Below are 14,746 nucleotides of genomic sequence, written 5' to 3'. Positions count from 1 at the left end.
CGGCGTACGTTTTGTTGATTTACATGACAAATGTCATGTAAATCAAGCGAAAGTGGTGACATTGTACAGCTGTTTTTCCTTTCCCGGTTTGCTAAAATCATAATTATCCGAAATTTATAAATTATTAAAATTGTGTGACGATGGGAGGGCGTTATGTTTTATTTGATTTTAGTGAGTCATGGGGACTTTGCACAGGGGTTGCAAAGTGCTTTAGAGATGATCGTAGGTAAACGTGAAAATGTTTTAGCGGTTGGGTTGAAAGAAGAATTAGGCGCAGAACGGTATGCCGCTGCTGTTGAAAAATTAATTGCACCGATTACAGCGCAAGACCGCATCATCCTTTTAGGGGATATTTTGGGTGGTTCTCCATTAACGACCGCAATGAAGGTATTAGCAGATAAAGGCCTGTTCATGCAGACGCGAGCATTTGGGGGAATGAATTTGCCGATGGCCTTGATGGCAGCTCTCAGCGGTGAAAATACATCGCCCGATGAATTGGGAAAAATGCTGCTGGGTGAAGCACGGAATGCCGTGCAGGAGTTTGCAATTGAGATTGCAGAGGATGAGGAAATTTGAGGAGGAACGGATATGTCAATTACATTTGTTCGCGTGGATGATCGTATGATACATGGGCAAACTTGCACGCGCTGGGCGCTGGAGTATCCTTGTGATGGGCTCATTGCTGTCAATGATGTTGCAGCGACGAATCCAATCTTAAAGGCGGCGTATAAAAATGCCTCGGAAAAAAAGACGTTTGTTTGGACAATGGAAGAATGGCAGAAAAAATGCCAAAAAGTCATGGAAAGTGATACACAGTATTTTTTAATTACAAAAGATCCAATTGATATGAAAAAAATTTTAGTGGATCAAAAATTTAATCCAGGAATTCAAACGATTATTATAGGGCCCTGCAACGATCGTCCGGGAACACAGCAACTGGGTAATAATCAGGCAATCACACAAGACGAAGCAGATGCATTGGAAGCGATTATGCAAGCGGGGTATGAGATCGAATTTGCCTTGATTAAGGAAAAGGCGATTGGCAATTGGAAGAAGTTCCGCAGTAGATTTGGTTTTAATTAACAAACTCCGATGACGAAAATTCAGGCGGGCTTAAAATCTTGTCTGCGTTAAGTCGCCAGTTATTTAATGAAGAGAAAGCGAGGACTTATTCATGGAAATTCATGTAATACAAGCAGCTTTGCTGGGACTTTGTGCATGCCTGTCAAGTATGCCGGGCTTGGGTGGTACGACTTTTGGAAATTATACGCTGGGGCGTCCTTTAGTAGCTGGTCTGATCGTAGGTCTTATTTTAGGTGATGTGCAATCCGGTATTATTATCGGAGCTGCGATTCAGGTCATTTATATCGCATTGGTAACCCCCGGAGGTACTGTGTCCGCAGACGTACGTGCGGTCAGTTATATTGGAATTCCCTTGGCGATTTGTGCCGTAAAGGGAATGGGGCTTGATTCGGCTTCGCCGCAGGCACAAGCGATGGCTGCAGCACTCGGAGCAGCCGTTGGTACCTTGGGGACGGTACTCTTTTATGGAACTGCAACCATGAATCTAATCTGGCAGCATATCGGTTGGAAAGCAGTAGAAAAAGGCGATTTTGGTAAATTATATCTTGTAGATATGGGGTTGCCGTGGATTTCTCACTTGGTTTTTTCTTTCTTGCCGACTTTTATTATCACGCTGTCAGGTGCCGGTATGGTAGATGTGATGAAAGCGTATCTGCCGATGGATGGGATTGCGATGAAGACTTTGTTTACGGTAGGCAGTCTGCTTCCGGCAGTTGGGGTTGCAATTCTTCTAAAACAGGTTGTAAAAAAAGTACTGGATTTTATTACATTCTTTTTTGGTTTTACCTTGGCAGCCTGCTTGGGTTTAAATCTGATTGCTTCAGCGATTATCGGAACCTTTTTCGCTATTGTCAATTATAAAATTAGTATGCTGCAGACGAAGCGTGTCGCTGCAGGGGCTGCGGTTTCCGATGACGATGATGAGGAGGATATTTAATCATGAAAAAACTATCAACTAAAACCTTGAATAAATCGTTTTTATCGTGGTTCTATGGAAATTTAACCTGTTTTTCTCAGGAACATATGCAAACGTTTGGCTATTTGTGTGCAATGTTTCCGGTTGTCGATGAACTTTATGATACAAAGGAACAGAAGAAGTTAGCGATGCAGACGTATACGGCTTTTTTCAATACAGAACCGCAAATTGGTGCTTTGGTTGTCGGGATGACTGCAGGCCTTGAGGAGGCAAAAGCCAACGGACAGCCAATTGACAGTGAAGCGATCAACGGTATTCGTGCAGGGCTTATGGGGCCGCTGGCGGGGATTGGCGATTCGATGATTGTTGGTACACTGATTCCGGTCTTGCTTGGTATCGGGTTGGGCTTATCCACTGGTGGAAGTCCATTGGGAGCGATTTTTTATATCGTCGTCTGGAATCTTTTGATGTGGTTTGGTATGCGTTTTGCTTACTTTAAAGGGTATGATCTTGGCGGTAAAGCGGTGGAACTGCTTGTCGGTGAGCAAGCGCAGGCGATTCGGGATTCGATCATTATGATTGGTACGATTGTCATCGGTGCAGTGGCAGCTTCTTGGATTAACATTCATACGGCACTGGTTTTACCGGGCGGCGGGGAGCTGCAAAAGACTTTAGATGGAATTTATCCTAAAATGCTTTCTGGGCTGGCAGTGGTGTTTTGTTGGTGGCTCATGACGAAGAAAAATATTTCGCCAACGATGGTGATGCTGTTATTGGTTGTGATTGCTTTCGTTGGTGTTCTAACCGGGTTCTTTGATCCTGGATTATCGTACTAGAGCAAGAAAAATATAAAGTCTTGTGCGTGGCAGAAACAAAGCAATGTTGCATGAAAGGGATGGATAGGCGGAGTGTGTGCCATATCATCCCTTTTTTGTCATTGTCATCGCTATTTTCTTTTTGAATGTAGTATACTTTTAGTAAATCTATTATTTGTGCGTGGAGGAGCTATGAAGAAGACCTATCGATGCGTGTTAAGTGGGATTGCCGTTTTTTTATGCAGTATGTTTCTTTTTTTACAAATACACAAGATGATTGAAACGGATTATTCATTGCGACAAAATGAGCATCGACTTAAATTTGGTGCAGTTTATATGACGTTGAATAATCCTTTTTATGAAGTTGTGGATGAAGAAATCCGCGCAGTTGTAGAGAATCATGGTGATCTTTTACTGACGCGGGATCCGGCGCTGAATATGGAGCGTCAAATGGACGAGATTGAGGAACTTCTTCATAGTGGTATAGAGGTTTTATTTCTAAATGCGGTGGATTGGAAAGAGATTGGTCCGGCACTTACAATGGCAAAGCAGGCGGGGGTTCCTGTTGTGGTGATTGATACCAATGTTGAAGATGATACGTTGGTAGCTTGTACGGTAGTTTCAGATAATTATATGGCAGGCGTAGAATGTGCACAGCACTTGGTGTCTCACTCTGCAGGCGGAAATATTGTTTTATTGCTGCATTCAGAAGCAAAATCAGCAGTTGACCGTATCCAAGGTTTTCAAGATACCATTGCAAAGTATCCTGCATTTCAGATCATTGACAGCGCGGAGTGTAAAGGGCAGTTAGAGCTGGCGATGCCGGTGATGGAGGAGCTTTTGCAAAAGCATGAGAAGATTGATATTGTTATGTCACTCAATGATCCGGCGGCAATGGGGGCGATGGCTGCGCTCAAAAATGCGGGGAAATTAAAGCAGGTTATGGTATATGGTGTGGATGGTGCACCGGAAACAAAGGACATGATTGTGCAGGGACATATGACAGCAACCGCAGCGCAGTCTCCGCGCCTCATTGGTCGATTAGCAGCAGCCAAAGCGTATGAAATCTTAGCAGGGGCAAATAAAGAAAGATTGATTAAGCTGCCGACACGTCTTTTGACAAAGGAAAATGTAGCGAGTGAAATACTGGAGGGATGGGACGGATGATGCAGCTTCGCCGCAGATTGACCGTATCGGTATTGCATGATGTACTGTATCTTTTTAATGGTATGGTCATTGTTCTTTTGGCAGGTTTTATGTATGTGACACAGAATAAAATTGTACAATCTATGACGGCACGTCCGTTTATAGATTCTCTTTCGGCTGTTCCATGGCCGGCACAACAGATTTTTTCACTGGCAATTGTATTTTTTTTATGTTTATTTGGCTTGAGCTCTATTTATCGAGGCGGGAAGATACAAAATTTTGCCTTGAAGTATAGCCTGATTGGGCTGGAAGTTTTCTTTTGTATTTTGGTCATGCGCAGCATTAATATGGCGTATGACGGCGTTGTTTTGCTGGTTGTAGCGGATTTGGTGCAGGGCTATGAGGGCAAAAGACAGCGGGTTATATTACTGGCGGCAATGCTCGGACTTTATCTGATTGCAAATTATAATCTTGCTGCTTTGCAAATGAAGATTGTTCCGATTGAAGCGTATTTTTCTTATTATACGCTGGCGGTGCAAGGCATGCTAAAAACGGTGTGCAATATATTTACTTCGCTTAATTTGGTGATTTTTGTGCTTTATATGACGATGCTCATGCAAAACCAGCAACAAGAAAAAGAACGAATAAAGTCTTTAAATACACAGTTGAATGTTGCAAATGATCAGCTTAGATCTTATGCAATTGAGGCAGAACGTATGGCGGAAACGCGAGAACGAAATCGCTTGGCACGGGAAATTCACGATACACTGGGACATGCGCTTACGGGTATTACGGCGGGCATTGATGCTTGTCTTGCAACCATAGATGCCGCTCCGGAATTTACGAAGTCGCAGTTGCAGAAAATCAGAGAGACGGCAAAGCATGGAATCACAGATATCCGACGTTCTGTAAAAAAGTTGCGTCCGGATGTATTGGAAAGGCTTTCGCTGCCGGAAGCACTGCACCAAATGGTCGATGAGTTTTCGGCTTCAACCGGGATGTGCATCCTATGGATACAAGAAGAATGGCCAAAGGTTTCGCGTGAAGATGAAGAAGAAGTGATATATCGTATTGTACAGGAAGGGCTGACCAACGCAAATCGGCATGGGAAAGCGACAAAAGTTAAAATTTCTGTACGAATGAAGATGGATGGATTAGAAATTGTCCTGCAGGATAATGGCAGTGGGTGCAGTCAAATTACGCCGGGGTTCGGTCTTCGTCATATGCAGGAGCGGATTGCTTTATTTAAGGGTAGCCTGCTTTATCTAAGTCAAAATGGTTTTATGATCAAAGCAGTGATTCCTATAGGAGGACGATATGATGATAAAAGTAATGATCGCTGATGATCAGGAGCTGATTCGCGAAAGTTTGAAGATTGTCTTGCAGATGAATGTGGATATGGAAGTGCTTGCTGTGGCGGAAAATGGGCTGGAAATGATGCAATTGCTGAAAAAACAGCAACCGGATGTGGTACTTTTAGATGTCCGAATGCCGGAGCTGGACGGTGTACAGTGTACGAATCTCATCAAGGAACAATACCCAAAGGTTAAAATCATCATCTTAACGACGTTTGATGATGATGAATATGTGTACAATGCTTTGAAGTTTGGCGCCAGCGGTTATTTGCTTAAGGGCGTGTCTGTGCCTGAGCTTTCGCAGGCAATTCGGACGGTAGTAAGTGGTGGGGCAATGATTAATTCCAATGTGATAGCCAAGGTCGTCAAACTATTTTCCGAGATGGCGCAGCATAATTTTGCGATCCAGGTGGAAGAAAAGGCTACGCAAGAGCTTACGCGTTCGGAGCGTAAGGTTGTAAAGCAGGTGGGCAGAGGGCTTTCAAATCGAGAAATTGCGGCGTGTTTGAACCTTTCCGAAGGAACGGTTCGCAATAATCTGAGCGCCGTGCTCAGTAAATTAAACTTACGGGATCGTACACAGCTTGCCATTTGGGCGGTACAAACCGGAATGGTGCAAATGGAAGAAGAAGGGTAGAGGCGGGAGAGCATGCATTGGCTTCAGAGAAGTAAAGGTAGAATGATCGGGGTATTGGTGCTTCTAATCTGTTTGGCAGGAAGCGGTTTTGTCTATACACAGCAGCAAAAGAAAACTTGCATTTTGCGGGTAGGCGTATTCGCAGGCAGCAATTGGAATGTGCCGGCAGGAGATTCCTATGCAGTGGTAGATGCGGCGATACACCGATTTGAGGAAGCACACCCGGGCGTTTCTGTACAGTATGTAAGTGGGATAAAAAAAGAAGATTATGCGGAATGGCTGGCGGAGCAGATTTTAAAGGGCGAGGAACCAGATGTCTTTTTTGTCTTATCCGATGATTTTAATTTGTATGCGTCCATGGGGGTATTACAAGATCTTGAAGACACAGCATCTTTTGATGCTGCAGTTTATTACCCACCGGCGCTGGCTTATGGGGAGTATGAAGGAAAAACTTATGCGCTGCCGTTTGAAAGTGTACCGACTTTGATGTTCGTAAATAAAACACTGCTGCGTAAGGAAGGAATTGCTGTACCCGATAACAATTGGACATGGCAGAATTTTATTGAAATCTGCCGCGCTGTGACGAAGGATATCGATGGTGACGGCAGCTTAGATCAGTTTGGTGTTTATGATTATACTTGGCAGCAGGCGGCAGTTACGAATGGACTTACCTTATTTCGCAGTGATGCGAATTTCTCTTACTTTGCGGATCCCAAGATGGAAGAGGTTGTTCGCTTTATGATGGATTTACGGGCCAATAACCGTGGGTATAATGTTACGGCAAAAGATTTCGATATGGGAAAAGTGGCCTTTCGTCCGTTTACTTTTGCAGAATACCGTACCTATAATCCGTATCCTTGGCGGATTAAAAAATATGCTACGTTTGAATGGGACTGCATAAAAATGCCTGCCGGACCTTCGGGGAAAAATCTTTCGCAGTTAGATACGCTGCTTGTCGGCATGAGTGCACGTACACGAGATAAAGATTTGGCAGGGGCTTTTTTAAAGCAACTTTGTGCTGATCCAGAAATACAAAAGTTGATATTGCGTGAATCACAAGGGCTGCCAGTACGCAGAGATGTAGTAGAAGCGAGTGATACACGTCAAATTTTGAGCAAAGATGCACCCGGGGATGCGAAAATGGATCATTTAATTTTCAGTGAAGTGATGCAGGAAGGCGTTGTTGCACCGAAGTTTCGCAAATATCATGCAGCCATGCTCATGGCGGACAATGAATTGAGGAAAATTATTGCAAATGAAGTTCCGTTTAATAATGCATTAAATAAATTACAAAAAGAAATGAATGCGTATTTACAATATTAATTGCTGAATACGAAAAGGGGGAAGAAAATGAAACCTTCGTATAAAATTGTTTTTTCTGATGTAGATGGCACTGTACTGAATCGCGACCACAAGGTACTGCCGGGAACAATTGCAGCGGTGCAGCTATTGGCAGCGAAAAAAGTGCCGTTTGTTCTTGTTTCTGCGCGTATGCCGGAAGCGATTGCACCGATTTTGCAGGAAATACAACTTCGTATGCCGATGATTAGCTATAGTGGGGCACTTGTTGTGGACGAAAATGGGAAAGAACTGCACAGCCGTACGATGCATAAACAATCGGTAAAGCGGGTACTTGCTTATTTGCAGCAAATGAAATCCGATGTTGTTATAAATTATTACGCGGGGAATACTTGGTGTGTAAGAGATCAAGCGCATCCTGCTGTAAAACGGGAAGTTAAAATCACAGGTGTTGTACCGAAACAGGCAGATTTTGAGACGCTGCTTATGCAAAATGTTTTGCCGCATAAATTATTATGTATGTGTGAGCCGGAAATTTGCGAACGGTTGGAAAGCAGATTACGTGCTGAATTTTCTGACGTGCGTGTGGTACGTTCCAGCTCGATACTCGTTGAAATTATGGAGCAATCTGTTTCAAAAGCGCAAGGAATGGAAGTTTTATTAGCGCATATGAGAATATCCCCTGAAGATGCCATTGCATTTGGTGATCATTATAACGATATAGAAATGCTTGATTTTGTGGGGCTTGGAGTAGCTATGCAAAATGCACCGGAAGAAATTCAGAAGCGAGTTTCTGCAGTAACAAAATCAAATGATGAAGAAGGAATTGCACATTTTCTCCATAAAATTGGTATATTGCAATCATAGAAATAAAAGATGATAAAAAACTGCTATGTCGGTGTAAATTTTTATAAAAGTAAAAATTTAGCCTTCTAGAAGAAGGCTGGTGATAAAACTTCTTCTAGATCATAGCAGTTTTTATATTGACGCAGATTTTTAGGGAAATAATACATGCGGAAATTTGGCGAATCTTGTTGATTTTAAAAAGAAAAAGAATTGACAAAAATTTTTTGCAATGCTAATATTAAATCAAGTTAAACGTTTAACCTTGTTCGATTTATTTATCAAGGAGGTGCATCTATGGGCGATGTAGCAGTAATTGGGAGTTTAAATTACGATACTTCTGTGCGCACAACACGAATTCCCGCTGTTGGAGAAACTGTGTTGGGCAGCAGTATTGCGTATCATTCTGGTGGTAAAGGGGCAAATCAAGCCTATGCTTGTGCGAAGGCAGGTGCAAAAACGTGTATGCTCGGCGCGGTTGGTGATGATACATGCGCAGAAATTTTAGAAAATTCTTTAAAGTCGGCGAATGTTTGCACAGAAAATTTACTGAAATTTCAAAATGTAAGTTCGGGCAATGCGATTGTTACGGTTGATGATGCCGGAAATAATGCGATTATCGCAATTCCTGGGGCGAATTATCAGATACTTCCGCAGCATATTTATGAATTTCGTGAGACTTTGCGTGCAGTAAGTGTGGCGCTTTTACAGCTTGAAATTCCTATTGAAACGATCTATGCGGCTATTGAAACTGCCAAGCAAGAGGATTGTCTTGTTGTTTTAAATCCTGCACCAGTTCAGTCGATTCAAAACGAATTTTTAGCAATGGTGGATTATGTAATTCCGAATGAAACGGAACTGCATCAGTTGGTTGCAGGGAATGCAAGTGCGGAAGATAAAGCTTTGAAGCTCATTGCGGATGGTGTAAAAAGCGTGATTGTTACCTTGGGAGAAAAAGGTGTTTTATATGTTGATGCACATAAAAATGTTCGTAAGTTTGCAGCGAAGCGTGTAAATGCGGTAGATACTGTCGGTGCAGGTGATTGTTTTTGCGGATATTTTACAGCAGCTCTTGCAAAAGGGGAAAAAGTTGAGACGGCAATTGAAGAAGCGATTGCTGCGGCAGCGATTAGTGTTACACGCACTGGAGCGCAGGAATCTATCCCGACCAGAGCAGAGGTTATGCAGTTGATAGGGGAGGAAAATGGAAATGTTTGATGCGTTTTTAATTTTTTTAACGGTTTTATCGGCAGTTATCGTTGCAAAATTTATTTTGAAAAAGTATAATGCAATTTTTGTATTTTTTGCTTCCGGCGTTGTTATTTTAATGTGTGCTAGCTTGTTGACAGGAACTTCTATTTTAGGAAAAGCTACGCTTGGAAATGTATTTTTGGATACCTTCGGATTTATAACGAAGACTTTTAAGTCTAATATTTCCGGTATCGGTACAATTATTATGGTGGTTACCGGTTACGCGGCTTATATGAAGCATGTGGGTGCATCGACCAAATTAGCTTATTTGGCAAGTAAACCACTTAGTAAGATTAAAAACCGCTATCTTGTGCTTAGCGGAGTTTTCATTATCGGAATGGCTTTAAAATTAGTTCTTACAAGTCAAGCGAGTCTTGCCGTTTTAATGCTGGCAACGGTATTTCCGATTCTGATTGCACTTCGTATTACGCCAATGACAGCGGCATCTACATTGGCTTTGCTCTGTCTTGATTATGGCCCGAACGATGGCAGTACGCTTTTTATGGCGAATATTGCGCAGATGAATGTGGTTGATTTATTTATTCTTTATCAATCCAAGGTGGCATTGTGTATCATTATTGTAACTGCAATTGTCATGCCGTTTTACTATAGTTATATGGATAAGAAAGATAAAGAAACTGGAAATTATGCTTTAGGTGAAGAAGTGACGTTAAAAAATCCGGATATTCCTGTTTTTTATGCGTTCTTGCCAATTGTTCCTTTGGCGATTATTTTCGTAGCATATTTCATTCCGACGGTAAAAATTGATGTAATTACAGCAAATGTTCTTGGTTTTGCAGTCACGTTTATTTGTGAATTTATTAGACGCGTAGATCGCAAGGAAATTCCAAAGGATATGGTTGTTATTTTAAAAGCAATGGGAGATATCTTTGTTTCTGTTGTATCGATTATTATTTCTGCTTCCGTATTTGCTGAAGGAATTAAAATACTGGGTGGTATCACGATATTTACGAATTTAATTTCGGAGATGCACGGAGCCGTTTTGATTGTCATGGTATTGTTAACAGGTATAACCTTTGCCTTTGCGGTTATTATGGGCAGCGGGGCAGCACCGTTCTTCGCCTTTGGACCTTTAACGCCTGAGATTGCAGAAAAGTTAGGCGTTCCTACCCTTACACTTCTTTTACCAATGGAATTGGCTACAGCACTTGGTAGGGCTTCTTCACCTGTTTGCGGTGCTTTAATTGCAGTTGCTGGTGTTGCCAATATTGCGCCAATGTCTCTTGCAAAACGAACAGCACCGCTTTTGGTACTTGGTCTGATTGTAAATATAATTGCTTCCTATATCTTTACGATATGATGATAAAAATAGGAAAATCAAATGGAGGGGAATTTTATAATGACAAAGAAAAAAATGATTTTAGACTGTGACCCAGGTTCAGATGATGCAATTGCGATTATGTTGGCACTTTATTCGGAAGATTTAGATGTGCTTGCAATTACAACGGTAAATGGAAATCGTATTGTTCCAAAAACAACGGAAAATGCACTTCGTGTTGTTCAATTTATGAATGCAGATGTACCAGTTTATCGTGGTTGTGAACATCCGATCATTTGTAATCAGATTCCAACAAGAAAACCAAATCTTCCACGTGTTACGTTAAATGATTGCCATGGCGATTTTTTGCCTATGCCAGAGGCGAAAATTAAGGTGCAACCAGAACATGCTGTATTCTATTTGGTGGACAAACTTATGAAGTCAGAGGGCGATATCTCTGTAGTTGCAGTTGGACCGCTTACAAATATAGCAATGGCACTTCGAATTGAACCAAGATTGGAAGATAAAATTAAAGAACTTATTATTATGGGTGGCGGCCATACTGGTTGTAATGCGAGTGCTGCAGCAGAGTTTAATTTCTTTGCAGACCCTGAAGCCGCAAAAATTGTAATGGATTCTAAAATTCCTAAAGTGATTTTACCGCTTGATGCGACGTGGCGTGCATGTATTACCGAAGATGAATGTGATGAATTAATTAAAATCGGTACACCAGCGGCAGTTAAATCGGCTGAAATTGTGAAACTTAGAATTGCAAATCTTAAAGTGAATGACGTTTCCCCACACAATTATGAGCTTCGTCATCAAGAAGGAACAGTTAGCAGCAACGTATTATATCGTTATGAAAATCATATGGCACCGATTCATGATGCACTTGCTGTTGCATATTTAATAGATCCATCGGTTGTTACGGAACTTGTAGATGCCAATGTCGATATTGATATATCTGGCGGTATTTGCGATGGACGCATGGTGGCAGATGTCCACAATACGAAAAAGAGCAAAGATCCTGTTACCGCAAAAGTTGCTTTGAATTCCGATTCGAAGAAATTTGTTGAACTTTTGTTCCACAATCTTTCAAAGTCTGAAATTGATCAATAATTTCATATAATTAAAATAGATTTTAATTAAAAATGCCGGCTTGCTAAAATCTGTGAAACGATTTCGTTTAAATACACAGATTTTAACGCAAGTCGGTATTTTTGTGTCTTGTCGATGCAGTTTGCGATCTCAGGGACGGGATTGTAGTTCCCCCGGATCCTGGTACTCCTTTAATTTACAAGATCGCACTTGATGAGAATATTGTCAATAAAGCTTTCTACCGTTCTTAAATGTTCAATTTGTAAATTGATTTTTTCTTTTTCAGTTAAGAGGAATATCCGTCTTTCTTTTTTTCCCTCATTGGCGTTATCAAAATAGTGGAAATATAATTCAATGTCTTCCAATGATGTTCCAATAATCTTAAAATTTTTAATAATTTTCAATCGAAACAAATCATTTTCAGAATAAATTCTTCGGTCACGGGAATCTCTTTTAGGAGAAATTAAATTCTTTTTTTCGTAGAATCGAAGTGTATGGATACCAAAACCTGTTGCTTTCGATATATCACCAATTAAATATACCATAAAGTAATTCCTTTCCTATTGACATAGACTTAAGTCTAGCATCTATCATTTATTATACTATCAATGATGAGAAAAGGAAGGGAGCTATCATATTGTGAGTGAAGCGAAAACAACATTTTTATCTATAGTATGCCTTATCATCACTACCAGCCTATATGCTGCGCAGCCAATATTGCCGGAACTTGCTGCTGATTTTCATTCAAGTATTTCCCAAATGGGAATTTTTATGACTTTGATTTTTTTTGGAAATGGAATCGCACAGGTTATGGTTATTCCACTAGCCGACAAGTACGAAAGAAGAAGCTTGGCACAAATATTTTTATTAATTGGTATTTTGGCAAACATTATGATGGCATTTTCGCCATCTATACAAATAGCTTTATTTGCAGGATTATTGATTGGTTTTTATAGTTGCGCCAATATGCTGATTCTTTCATTTGCAAGCAGTATAACGGAAAATGGCAGAAAGGGAAAAGTGACTGCTTCTATTATGGGCGGCGTCTTATCCGGTATATTACTTTCAAGAATGATTAGTGGCAGTATTACAGAACTTTATTCATGGCGTGCAGTTTATTTAGTAATTACTCTATGCTTAATCATTTCTTCTATTTCGCTTTTTCTATTTCCAAAATCTAAAAATGAATCAAATGGGGGTATTGCATATTCAAAATTGCTGCTATCAATTACCAGATTGATTCGTAATGAGAGGGGGCTGAGAAAACGTATGATTTCTGGTATGAGTAGTTTCTTGGTTTTTAATTTTCTTTGGACGGGGCTTACGTTTTTATTATCAAGTACACCATTTCATTTTGATAGCTTTACCATTGGTTTATTTGGCTTGGCAGGAATATCAGGAATTCTCGCTTCTAAAAAGGCTGGTTCTTTGTTTGACAGAGGATTAGGCGAGAAGGTTATTTTGTATGCATGGATCTTATTAGGAATCTCTTGGTTTGTCCTAATGAGTGTGCCTATTTTTTCTCCTTATAGTATTGTTGGTGCAATCATTCTTTTAGTGATTGGTATTATAATCCTGGATACTGCCATGCAAGCACAACACATAACAAATCAGACATTTATTTTATCATCATATGGAAAAGAAGAAAGTCGGGCATTAACAGCTTATATGTCTTGTAATCTATTGATGGCGTCTGTCTCTAATTTGATCACATCTTTATCGTATTCATATATACAATGGATTGGAATTTGTATTATCAGTATCGGGGTTTGTATAGTAAATGTTTTTATTCAAAGGAAATATATAAATATTGTGAAAAAACCTAATTTCTAACTCCAAATATAGGATGTAATTATTTGATTCGTTTTCAAAAAGAAGCATTTAAAATGAGGCAATCAAAAAATGCTCAACGCCAAAGAAATAGAACTGGTGAGTAAGTTCACGCGACTGTTAGATTACGAGTGAAAAGTGAAAATGAGTCCAATTTTAGGCTCATTTTTGTATTTATAGGTGCTTGATACTTTCTCTTTTTAATAGGCGAACCGGGAAGGTATATTTTTGCGCTGTTTTTGGCTTGTTATGAATAATATTTAGAATCATTTCTGCTGCTTTTTTACCGATAGAGGATATGGGTTGTTCTATAGTAGTCAATGGTGGCATCATGTAGTCTGAAAAAGCAATATTATCAAATCCAATGACCGATATATCATTGGGGATGCGGATGTTGTGCTCTTTAAATGCTTTATAAGCACCGAAGGCGATTAGATCATTAGAGCAGAATAAAGCGGTGATTTGTTTGTCTTTGATTGGGGCAATGAGTTTGCGGGCGCTTTCGTATCCGCTCATAATGGTTAAATCAGATTCGATGATAAATGCATCGGGAATGGTGAGCCCTTGCTGATCAAGAACTTCCTTAAAGCCATCTACGCGGTTTTTGATGTTTTGATAGTCTAATGAACCGCATAGGCAGGCGCATTTTTGGTGATGATTAGATAGCAATTCTTTCGCAGCTAATCTGCCGCCGGTTTTATCCGCAATGGAAATGGTATGAAAATCATCACGGCTGGTTAAGCGGTCAAAAATTAAAAATGGCGTTTTGGTCTTTCGTAAAATTTCAGATTCGAGGAAACTTTTGATATGTACTGAGGATATGATGAGACCATCAATGTTCCGATTTAAAAGATTTTGAATATAGGCTTGCTCTATTTTTTTATTATTATTGGAATTACATAAAAACAGGCTGTAATTTTCTTTACTTAAGCGAATTTCTATGCATTTGGCGATTTCGGAGAAAAATGGATTGGCGACGTCGGGGATCAATAGTCCGATGGTTTTTGTTTCGGAAGTGACCAAACTCTGTGCGATGACATTGGGTTGATAATTTAATTCGGCGGCAATTTGCAAGATTTTTTCTCTTGTTTTGTCAGAAATACGCTGATCTTTTTTATTTAAAACCATCGAAACGGTAGCGATGGATACTTGTGCTTTTTGAGCGATCATTTTTATCGTTGCTGTCATTTTACT

Annotated in this window: 15 protein-coding genes; 13 read left to right on the top strand and 2 right to left on the bottom strand. The window is 40.4% G+C overall.

Annotated features, from left to right (window positions below):
- Positions 1-153 precede the first annotated feature (153 nt).
- The 12 genes from BN6559_RS08935 (at position 154) to BN6559_RS08880 (ending at position 11,743) form a co-directional block, all read left to right on the top strand.
- Positions 154-576 carry a PTS sugar transporter subunit IIA gene (locus BN6559_RS08935; protein WP_110954393.1) on the top strand — a complete coding sequence of 141 codons (423 nt, stop codon included), beginning with the start codon at positions 154-156 and terminating at the stop codon, positions 574-576.
- Between the two features lie 12 nt (positions 577-588).
- Positions 589-1,083, top strand: coding sequence for a PTS system mannose/fructose/N-acetylgalactosamine-transporter subunit IIB (locus tag BN6559_RS08930; RefSeq protein ID WP_110954392.1), 495 nt, complete (start codon positions 589-591; stop codon positions 1,081-1,083).
- Positions 1,084-1,174: 91 nt separating this feature from the next.
- The gene (locus BN6559_RS08925; protein WP_110954391.1) at positions 1,175-2,020 is read left to right on the top strand and encodes a PTS mannose/fructose/sorbose/N-acetylgalactosamine transporter subunit IIC; all 846 of its coding nucleotides are present in this window, start codon (positions 1,175-1,177) and stop codon (positions 2,018-2,020) included.
- A 2-nt stretch (positions 2,021-2,022) separates the two neighbouring features.
- Positions 2,023-2,835, top strand: a complete 813-nt coding sequence (locus tag BN6559_RS08920; RefSeq protein WP_110954390.1) for a PTS system mannose/fructose/sorbose family transporter subunit IID — start codon at positions 2,023-2,025, stop codon at positions 2,833-2,835.
- Between the two features lie 171 nt (positions 2,836-3,006).
- On the top strand, positions 3,007-3,981 hold the full coding sequence (locus tag BN6559_RS08915) for a sugar ABC transporter substrate-binding protein (protein ID WP_199883877.1): 975 nt from the start codon (positions 3,007-3,009) through the stop codon (positions 3,979-3,981).
- Complete coding sequence (locus BN6559_RS08910) at positions 3,978-5,303, top strand: sensor histidine kinase (RefSeq protein ID WP_199883876.1); 1,326 nt, start codon at positions 3,978-3,980, stop codon at positions 5,301-5,303. Before BN6559_RS08915 ends, BN6559_RS08910 begins: the two co-directional genes overlap by 4 nt.
- Positions 5,278-5,952: a response regulator transcription factor gene (locus BN6559_RS08905; protein WP_234407820.1), complete on the top strand. Its 675-nt coding sequence runs from the start codon at positions 5,278-5,280 to the stop codon at positions 5,950-5,952. Before BN6559_RS08910 ends, BN6559_RS08905 begins: the two co-directional genes overlap by 26 nt.
- 12 nt (positions 5,953-5,964) lie before the next feature.
- Entirely contained in the window at positions 5,965-7,275 is a 1,311-nt protein-coding gene (locus tag BN6559_RS08900) for an ABC transporter substrate-binding protein (RefSeq protein WP_199883875.1), read from the top strand.
- A gap of 27 nt (positions 7,276-7,302) precedes the next feature.
- Positions 7,303-8,118 (top strand): Cof-type HAD-IIB family hydrolase, encoded by an 816-nt coding sequence (locus BN6559_RS08895; RefSeq protein WP_110954387.1) that lies wholly within the window; start codon positions 7,303-7,305, stop codon positions 8,116-8,118.
- A 273-nt stretch (positions 8,119-8,391) separates the two neighbouring features.
- Positions 8,392-9,312 (top strand): ribokinase, encoded by a 921-nt coding sequence (rbsK, locus tag BN6559_RS08890; protein WP_110954386.1) that lies wholly within the window; start codon positions 8,392-8,394, stop codon positions 9,310-9,312.
- The gene (gene dcuC, locus BN6559_RS08885; protein ID WP_199883874.1) at positions 9,305-10,666 is read left to right on the top strand and encodes a C4-dicarboxylate transporter DcuC; all 1,362 of its coding nucleotides are present in this window, start codon (positions 9,305-9,307) and stop codon (positions 10,664-10,666) included. The genes rbsK and dcuC overlap by 8 nt, the downstream gene beginning before the upstream one ends.
- Positions 10,667-10,705: 39 nt before the next feature.
- Positions 10,706-11,743 (top strand): nucleoside hydrolase, encoded by a 1,038-nt coding sequence (locus BN6559_RS08880; RefSeq protein WP_199883873.1) that lies wholly within the window; start codon positions 10,706-10,708, stop codon positions 11,741-11,743.
- Between the two features lie 170 nt (positions 11,744-11,913).
- Here BN6559_RS08880 and BN6559_RS08875 read toward each other — a convergent pair whose 3' ends face one another.
- Positions 11,914-12,267 carry a MerR family transcriptional regulator gene (locus tag BN6559_RS08875; protein WP_110954383.1) on the bottom strand — a complete coding sequence of 118 codons (354 nt, stop codon included), beginning with the start codon at positions 12,265-12,267 and terminating at the stop codon, positions 11,914-11,916.
- A 94-nt stretch (positions 12,268-12,361) separates the two neighbouring features.
- Between BN6559_RS08875 and BN6559_RS08870 the strand changes: the two genes are divergently transcribed.
- Positions 12,362-13,555 (top strand): MFS transporter, encoded by a 1,194-nt coding sequence (locus BN6559_RS08870; RefSeq protein ID WP_199883872.1) that lies wholly within the window; start codon positions 12,362-12,364, stop codon positions 13,553-13,555.
- A gap of 171 nt (positions 13,556-13,726) precedes the next feature.
- Here BN6559_RS08870 and BN6559_RS08865 read toward each other — a convergent pair whose 3' ends face one another.
- Entirely contained in the window at positions 13,727-14,740 is a 1,014-nt protein-coding gene (locus BN6559_RS08865; protein WP_110954381.1) for a LacI family DNA-binding transcriptional regulator, read from the bottom strand.
- Between the last annotated feature and the right edge of the window lie 6 nt (positions 14,741-14,746).

It is taken from the genome of Massilibacillus massiliensis, assembly GCF_900086705.1.
Lineage (GTDB): Bacteria > Bacillota > Negativicutes > FLKF01 > FLKF01 > Massilibacillus > Massilibacillus massiliensis.
This window is presented reverse-complemented; position numbering and strand designations above follow the sequence as displayed.

Coding starts and splice junctions, on each gene's coding strand:
- BN6559_RS08935 (WP_110954393.1), top strand. CDS start 154: ATGTTTTATTTGATTTTAGTGAGTCATGGGGACTTTGCACAGGGGTTG.
- BN6559_RS08930 (WP_110954392.1), top strand. CDS start 589: ATGTCAATTACATTTGTTCGCGTGGATGATCGTATGATACATGGGCAA.
- BN6559_RS08925 (WP_110954391.1), top strand. CDS start 1,175: ATGGAAATTCATGTAATACAAGCAGCTTTGCTGGGACTTTGTGCATGC.
- BN6559_RS08920 (WP_110954390.1), top strand. CDS start 2,023: ATGAAAAAACTATCAACTAAAACCTTGAATAAATCGTTTTTATCGTGG.
- BN6559_RS08915 (WP_199883877.1), top strand. CDS start 3,007: ATGAAGAAGACCTATCGATGCGTGTTAAGTGGGATTGCCGTTTTTTTA.
- BN6559_RS08910 (WP_199883876.1), top strand. CDS start 3,978: ATGATGCAGCTTCGCCGCAGATTGACCGTATCGGTATTGCATGATGTA.
- BN6559_RS08905 (WP_234407820.1), top strand. CDS start 5,278: ATGATGATAAAAGTAATGATCGCTGATGATCAGGAGCTGATTCGCGAA.
- BN6559_RS08900 (WP_199883875.1), top strand. CDS start 5,965: ATGCATTGGCTTCAGAGAAGTAAAGGTAGAATGATCGGGGTATTGGTG.
- BN6559_RS08895 (WP_110954387.1), top strand. CDS start 7,303: ATGAAACCTTCGTATAAAATTGTTTTTTCTGATGTAGATGGCACTGTA.
- rbsK (WP_110954386.1), top strand. CDS start 8,392: ATGGGCGATGTAGCAGTAATTGGGAGTTTAAATTACGATACTTCTGTG.
- dcuC (WP_199883874.1), top strand. CDS start 9,305: ATGTTTGATGCGTTTTTAATTTTTTTAACGGTTTTATCGGCAGTTATC.
- BN6559_RS08880 (WP_199883873.1), top strand. CDS start 10,706: ATGACAAAGAAAAAAATGATTTTAGACTGTGACCCAGGTTCAGATGAT.
- BN6559_RS08875 (WP_110954383.1), bottom strand. CDS start 12,267: ATGGTATATTTAATTGGTGATATATCGAAAGCAACAGGTTTTGGTATC.
- BN6559_RS08865 (WP_110954381.1), bottom strand. CDS start 14,740: ATGACAGCAACGATAAAAATGATCGCTCAAAAAGCACAAGTATCCATC.